General features: G+C 51.6%; 5 protein-coding genes. All 5 read right to left on the bottom strand.

Annotation, left to right across the window (positions count from 1 at the left end):
- Positions 1 to 1,091 (bottom strand): Ig-like domain-containing protein (locus tag KF749_14355; GenBank protein MBX2992329.1); only part of this gene is annotated, 1,091 nt, incomplete at its 3' end.
- Between the two features lie 164 nt (positions 1,092 to 1,255).
- On the bottom strand, positions 1,256 to 2,287 hold the full coding sequence (gene mltG / locus KF749_14350; protein MBX2992328.1) for an endolytic transglycosylase MltG: 1,032 nt from the start codon (positions 2,285 to 2,287) through the stop codon (positions 1,256 to 1,258).
- Between the two features lie 3 nt (positions 2,288 to 2,290).
- A complete protein-coding gene (locus KF749_14345; GenBank protein ID MBX2992327.1) occupies positions 2,291 to 4,285 on the bottom strand; it encodes a tetratricopeptide repeat protein in 1,995 nt (664 codons plus the stop codon).
- Complete coding sequence (gene tsaD / locus KF749_14340) at positions 4,285 to 5,298, bottom strand: tRNA (adenosine(37)-N6)-threonylcarbamoyltransferase complex transferase subunit TsaD (GenBank protein MBX2992326.1); 1,014 nt, start codon at positions 5,296 to 5,298, stop codon at positions 4,285 to 4,287. Before tsaD ends, KF749_14345 begins: the two co-directional genes overlap by 1 nt.
- A 65-nt stretch (positions 5,299 to 5,363) precedes the next feature.
- A complete protein-coding gene (gene alr / locus KF749_14335) occupies positions 5,364 to 6,497 on the bottom strand; it encodes an alanine racemase (GenBank protein ID MBX2992325.1) in 1,134 nt (377 codons plus the stop codon).
- Between the last annotated feature and the right edge of the window lie 122 nt (positions 6,498 to 6,619).

Genomic DNA, 6,619 nt, shown 5'->3' with positions numbered 1-6,619 from the left:
TCACGCAGCCCGACAACCTGCAAATGCGGTGCAAGCGTATCCGGCGTGCTCACGCCGAGAAAATCAAAGCTCGCATTCACCGTATCAATCTCATTACCTACCCTGTCTTTCACGTTCCTGACGGACAGTCGGTATGCACGCCCGCTGTCGAGCGGCACGGACGTAATCACCAACGCCGTGGTTGAATCGGAACGGTCGAGTGACCGTAGGAGGATATCCACCGGCTGCAACGTCAGCGTATCCTGCAATATCATTGTTGATCGGGTAAACGAGGCGGTATCCAACGGTTCGCTGAATCGAACCTGTAAAAGGGTTTGTGTCTGAGGAACAACACGCGTCAGAAACGGCTTGGCCGTGTCTTCCGCCGAAAGCCGGAACCAGAGATCCGACGCACGCGGGTTGGTATCATTCAGCGTTACATCGCCCGTTGTCACTCCAAACTGATCGATTTGTTTGTCGTAGATGAGATTTCGATACTCGTCCCTAACCGCAAAAACCCGGTATGCATCAAAGCGGATGTTCGAGAAGGTGAAGCGCCCGTTCGTTCCTGTCTGCATGATATAATCCGGTTTCGTTGTGCTCGGATCAAGTGTGTCGGGATCAATATCTCCGAGCGCGTAGGCGAACATCATGATGCCTTCCGGCTTATCATCGAATACTCTCCCTTGTATCATGCCTTGATCGATCGTCTCACCTGTTGAAAAAGCGAGAGTAAATCCTCCTTCCATGCGGTTGCGAGCCCGAATATCGACGATGTCAGTTCCGAGATTCACGACGTAGGTTGTATTACGTTTCAGTTGTTCCGTGAAAGATATCTCAACCTCTCTCCCGCTCCAATCAAATTCAAGCTGACCGAGATAGGGTGATATGAAAATCGATTCCTCTACCGAACGCCGGTCAACATATTCGCTGAATTCGAGAACTATTCTGTTTGTTTGAACATTGACAGAGTTCGTGTCGGGATCGGTGAACATAACAGTCGGCGGGGTTGTATCCGGCGGCCCTCCACCAGGAGGAACTTGTCCTGCGCAGCAAGCCAACAATATCGCCAAGGATACGAAAACAATGGAGAAGAGAAATTTTTTGACCATTCTTCTTGTTGGCGGAACTCTTTCAGAACGGATGGGGTTATAGTTGTTGAGACATCTGAAATATAGCAATTTCAAGTTGCATTTGGGTGTTCCGGAATCGGTGATGTGGAGACGTCGTTGATGGTGGGTGGTGACGTGAGAGTGATTGCCGGAACACCCCTTTTTTATCCCGATTGCTGATTACGCAACTGCTCGGCCCTCTCCCTTCTGAACCTCCTCACATAACTCAAATGGTCCGCATAATTTTTAGCAAACCAATGTCCGCCTCGTCCGTTGGACACAAAAAAAAGATAGTCATGACTCTCAGGAAACAAGGCGGCAACAATGGAAGCCCTTCGTGGATTGCTGATTGGTCCGGGGGGCAATCCGTAGTTCAGGTATGTGTTGTAAGGATTTCTCACTTGCAAATCCCTGTACAACAATCGACGCGGCCCGTCCGGAATAATGAACTGAATCGTTGGATCTGCCTCAAGTTTCATCCCTTTGCGCAGCCTGTTGTGATAGACGCCGGATATCGTGGCCCGCTCTTCGTCAAGAAATGCCTCCCCCTCGATGATTGATGCAAGCGTAAGAACCTGGTGAACAGACATTCTGAGTTCGCGAGATCGCTCAAGAAGAGAGTCATTGAACACGCTGAGCGTCTGCTGTACAAGTCGCTTGATGATATCCTCTTCATCAGCCTGCCAGTTGAAGCGATACGTATTTGGCGAGAGGTAGCCTTCGAGCGTACTTGCATCGACACCAAGGGAACGCGCAAACGCCGCATCCTGCACAAGGTTCATGAAGCGAACGGTGTCAGACCCCAACATCCTGTGAAACGCCCGGGCAAACACAATTGCGCGGCGGCCTTCCCGCAGCGTGACTGATATCGGAACAATGCCGCTTCCCGTCCGCATCGCGTTGTACAGTTCAACATTCGACATCCCGCTTGTAAACTCGTACTTGCCGACATGCGTCTGCTTCCCCTTGTTCAAGACTCTGACGACAAAATCGAACCATTCCCTGTTGCGTATGATACCTTGGGATTCCAACGAATCAACAACCTGGTCCCACGTCTGCCCTTTCATCACGTACATGTTTCTCTTTTCAAGTCCGGCAAACGTGTTTTCACCGTAGAAGATATTGTACAGATGTGCGGCAGCAGCAAGAACAAGCACAGCAACGAAGGCTGCAACAATCTTGACGATCTTTGACACGAACTACTTTCCCCCTCCGGTTGATTTCTGCTTCGAATTCATAAGCTCCTGATAGCGCTGAACGTACAGACGCTCCTTCCCGTTGTCGAGACGGAATTTTGCGTACACGTCAGCGAGCGCCTGATAGACTTTCGGATATTCAGGATGCTCGTTCATGATGGTTTCAAGTTGGATGATTGCGCTTGAGGAGTCCCCGCGGCTGGCTGCAACCTGCGCCAAACCGATTCTCGCATCCAGATACTCCGGATATATTCGCAGGGCGGTGTCAAATTCACGCGTTGCTTCGTCGAATCTTCCCGACATCATAAGGGCAATGCCGAGGAAATGATGTGCCTTGGAGTTCCGCGGATCAACAGAGAGCGCACGACCGAGGAGATCCATTGCAGCGTTGAACTGATTCTGGTACAGATATTGGCCCGCTACGGCGATCATTCGGCTTGCTTCCTGAGGCGTAAAATGAGTCTGTTGCCTGTCGAAGAGAAATACTTCCATGATTTCCGGATCACGTTCGTCCGTCTGAAACTGCGGTTGTTGATTCGCAATCTCGAACCAGTTGCGCAGCACGGCGATATGGGAAACATTCTTCTCGACAAGAAACTGGTGGAGTTTGTTCAGGCTGCCAATCCGTTCGATCATCTCCGGCGACACAAGTCCAACCATATCGGCAATCTTGCGTTCCGAGTAGTACGCAATGGCCCCGATATCGTGCGTGCCGATAATTGCATCTTCCGGCGTGTTGTCGCGCAACCATTTGGCCGTTTGTACTTGCCGGTCGTTGATGTAGAGACACATTCCGGCATAGTCGTTTCGTTTCTCCAACGACGCGTTGGCAAACTGAGTTCCTATGACCAGGAAAAATATTGTATGAAAAGCGAGAACCCTTGAGGGGCGGATCGACTTGAACAGCCCCTTTCTCGCTGCCGTTGCAGTCTGCAATCCGAACACGCCGAGCATCAACACAAACGGTACGAGCGGCATCATATATCTCCCCTCTTGATACAAATAAGGAAGCTTCAACCAGTATGCGAGAAACAACCCGAATGAAAACAGCAGGACGGTAAGATGAGACTGCTGCTCACGCTTGAAAGCCCGAAACAACACCACTGCAATGCCGATTCCGGCAAACACCGCAATCAGCATCATCTGCCCGTCAACAAGAAAATGGAATACGTGTGTCGGGAAGTTGGCGGAAGTGCCTGCGCCATAATATTTCAGCTTGGCCGCAAATGTATTGGGGAAGACTGAACCGGACAGGTACAGATTGAATCCGGCATAAATAACAGAGAACAGCGCCGCAATACCAAGAGGCGTTTTGAGCCAGGCAGAAGATGGCGGTACAGTTTTGTCGGATTTCCTTTTGGTTTTTCGTGATAAGACCCACAGTGAATGGTAGATCACATCAAGCGCTATGGCCGCGAAGAGTATAACCGCTTCCGGGCGCGTCCACACCAGTAATCCCGCTGCAACGCCAAACGCAATTGCTTGCCTCGCATGATAGAAGTACAGAGTGGCAAGCAATACACACATAAACAGCGTCGTCTCCATTCCTGAAAGCGCAGCCCACTGCATGCGAGGCTCAAGCAGAAGCAACAATGAAGCGCCTAATCCCAACAGAATAGAGCCGGAGGACGAGTCCTTCGAATGAAGCTCTGAAACGATTTTGAATATGAAGAACGCGGCGAGCACGAGAAACCCCACGCCGAGCACGTAGCTCAACATCATTTCGTTTGAGGTGAAGAAGAAGCCGATGGCAAGAAGGATGGTATAGAGCGGCGATGTTGAGCCGGCGGTAACCATTTCATTCTTGTAGTATGAGAAGCTGCCGTACTCGTACAGATTCTTCGCAAATTGCAGGTGAATCCACGGATCATCCAGCGGAAAACCGGATTGCTTGTTTGTTTCGTATGCATGCGAACCGAAGAGATACGAGAAGACTGCCCCTGCTATCACCACCGCCGCAAGCAGGATGTATTTGTAGCGTTCGAGGAATTCGTGCATCAGGCAAGTTCCAGGTTTGCGACTGCAGAGAGTTCATACGGCGACGTCTCACCTCGCACAAGTTTCATCCAACCAACATACCCTATCATAGCGCCGTTGTCCATGCAGTATTCGAGTTTGGGGTAGAAGAGGCGACAGCCTTTCCGTTCACATTCTTCCGACATTCTCTTTCGCAGTCGTGAGTTTGCCGAAACGCCGCCTGCAATCGCTATATCTTTGACATTCATTTCATCGGCGGCGAACAATGTTTTACCAACAAGCACATCAACAACTGCATCCTGAAAACTTGCGCAAATGTCGGCCATCAACGCTGCACTGATGGAAGTTGTAGTGTCGAGAAGATTGTTCTTCTTCAAATAGTAAAGGACGGCAGTCTTCACGCCGCTGAAGCTGAAATCAAACGAGCCTTCTTCGAGAAACGTCCGGGGAAATTTGATGGCTGAGGGATTGCCGGGCACTGCTCGTTTGTCGATCACAGGTCCCCCCGGGTAGCCAAGCCCTAACATTTTCGCAACCTTATCAAATGCTTCGCCTGCGGCATCATCGCGTGTCTGTCCGAGAATCGCATGCTGAAAGGGCTCGCGTACATGCACCAGCATCGAATGCCCCCCCGAAACAATAAGCGAGACGAACGGATACGAAGGAACCCTCCCCTCGAGAAACACCGAGTACAAATGCCCTTCCATATGGTTGACACCGACGAAGGGAATGTTCAGTCCGTAAGCCGTTGCTTTGGCGAAATTCAGCCCCACCAACAACGCTCCGACAAGCCCCGGACCTTGCGTCGCGGCAACTCCGGAGAGTTGATCCTTCGAGATTCCGGCTCGTTGCAACGCCTCTTCCACCACGTCAATAATCATCCGTTGGTGGGCACGTGACGCGAGTTCGGGAACCACGCCCCCGTACTTTGCATGCACAAACTGCGAAGAGATGACGTTGGATTTCACGACACCATTCTCAAGCACAGCTGCCGATGTTTCATCGCATGATGTTTCTATTCCAAGAACAACCACGGGTTCAACTCACAGGGATTTTACTTGATGGGAGCGTACTATGGTAATCAAAGCGAGCCTGAGTATCAAGAAAGCACCGTGCGGGGAACACGGGCGCTGACCATACAGGTTACCTCGTAAGGAATAGTGCCGAGTTGTTCTGCAATCGACCACGCGCTGATCCATTCGTCTCCCGTTCCGCCCAACAGGGTCACCTCGTCGCCAAGCCGGACTTCGCCCGAAGTACCGACATCAATCATGCAATGATCCATGCAGATTGTTCCGACAACGGGATAGCGCTTTCCGCGGATGAGAACCTCGGCTTTGTTGGTCAGCATGCGCGAATAGCCATCACCGTAACCCGCGGGCACGGTTGCAATCCAGGTTTCTTGTTGTGTCGTAAAACGCCGTCCGTACGAAATAGCCGTTCCGGCCGGGACTTTCTTCATCAGCGTGATGCGGGAGAACAACGACATGACGGGCTTCAACTGAGCCTCGGATGCCAGTTCTTTCGTTGGGCCGTATCCGTAGAGCATAATCCCCGGTCTGACCATATCAAAATGAGAATCGGGCAGCGTAATAGTTGCAGCGCTGTTTGCCATGTGCCGCAGCGGAACCGTAATGCGGCGCCGGTCGAGTTCTTCAAGTACACGATTGAAGCAATGCAATTGCCGGAGGGCAAAACTCTGATCATCGTCCTCTGCCGTTGCAAAATGGCTGTACACGCCTGCAAGCTCGAGCCTTCGCAAACGCGCCATCTGCTCAATATACTCCGGGGCTGCTTCGTGCGAAAGCCCGAGCCGGCTCATGCCTGTATCAACTTTGGCATGAACGCGAAGCGTCTGGCCCATCCGTTGAGCGAGAGAAGCAAGCCACCGCGCCTGCTCAAGCGAGCTGATACTTAGTTCGAGGTCGGCGGAAATCGCCCATTCACACTGTCCCTCGGGCGCTATTTCGAAGACAAGAATCGGCGTATCAACGCCATCCTGCCGGAGTTCCAAACCTTCCTCCACACGAGCAACGCCAAGATAGTGCACGCCTCCACGTACGACTTCATGCGAGATGGTCCGCACGCCGTGGCCGTAGGCATGCGATTTCACAACAGCCATGATTTTCGTCATTGGCCCGACGTAGGTTTTGACGCGATGAAGATTGTGTCGCAGTGCGGCAAGGTTGATGATTGCGCGGGTCGGGTGGATTGAGGGAACGGGAACATTCATTGTCGAGGGCTGCCGTAATCAGTAATTCGTCTGAAATCCTATTGCAAACAGTTTCAATATCTAAACGGAATTGCTGATTAGCAAGACAGAGCCTTTTCCGGTGCGATATCCTGTTGAATATG

Source organism: Bacteroidota bacterium, from assembly GCA_019637975.1.
GTDB lineage: Bacteria > Bacteroidota > Ignavibacteria > UBA10030 > UBA6906 > CAADGV01.
Note: the sequence above shows the minus strand (reverse complement) of the source record. Positions and strands in the feature narration are given on the sequence as shown.

Bases quoted from the DNA above. Each gene is read 5' to 3' on its own strand.
- KF749_14345 (MBX2992327.1), bottom strand. From the start codon at position 4,285: ATGCACGAATTCCTCGAACGCTACAAATACATCCTGCTTGCGGCGGTG.
- alr (MBX2992325.1), bottom strand. From the start codon at position 6,497: ATGAATGTTCCCGTTCCCTCAATCCACCCGACCCGCGCAATCATCAAC.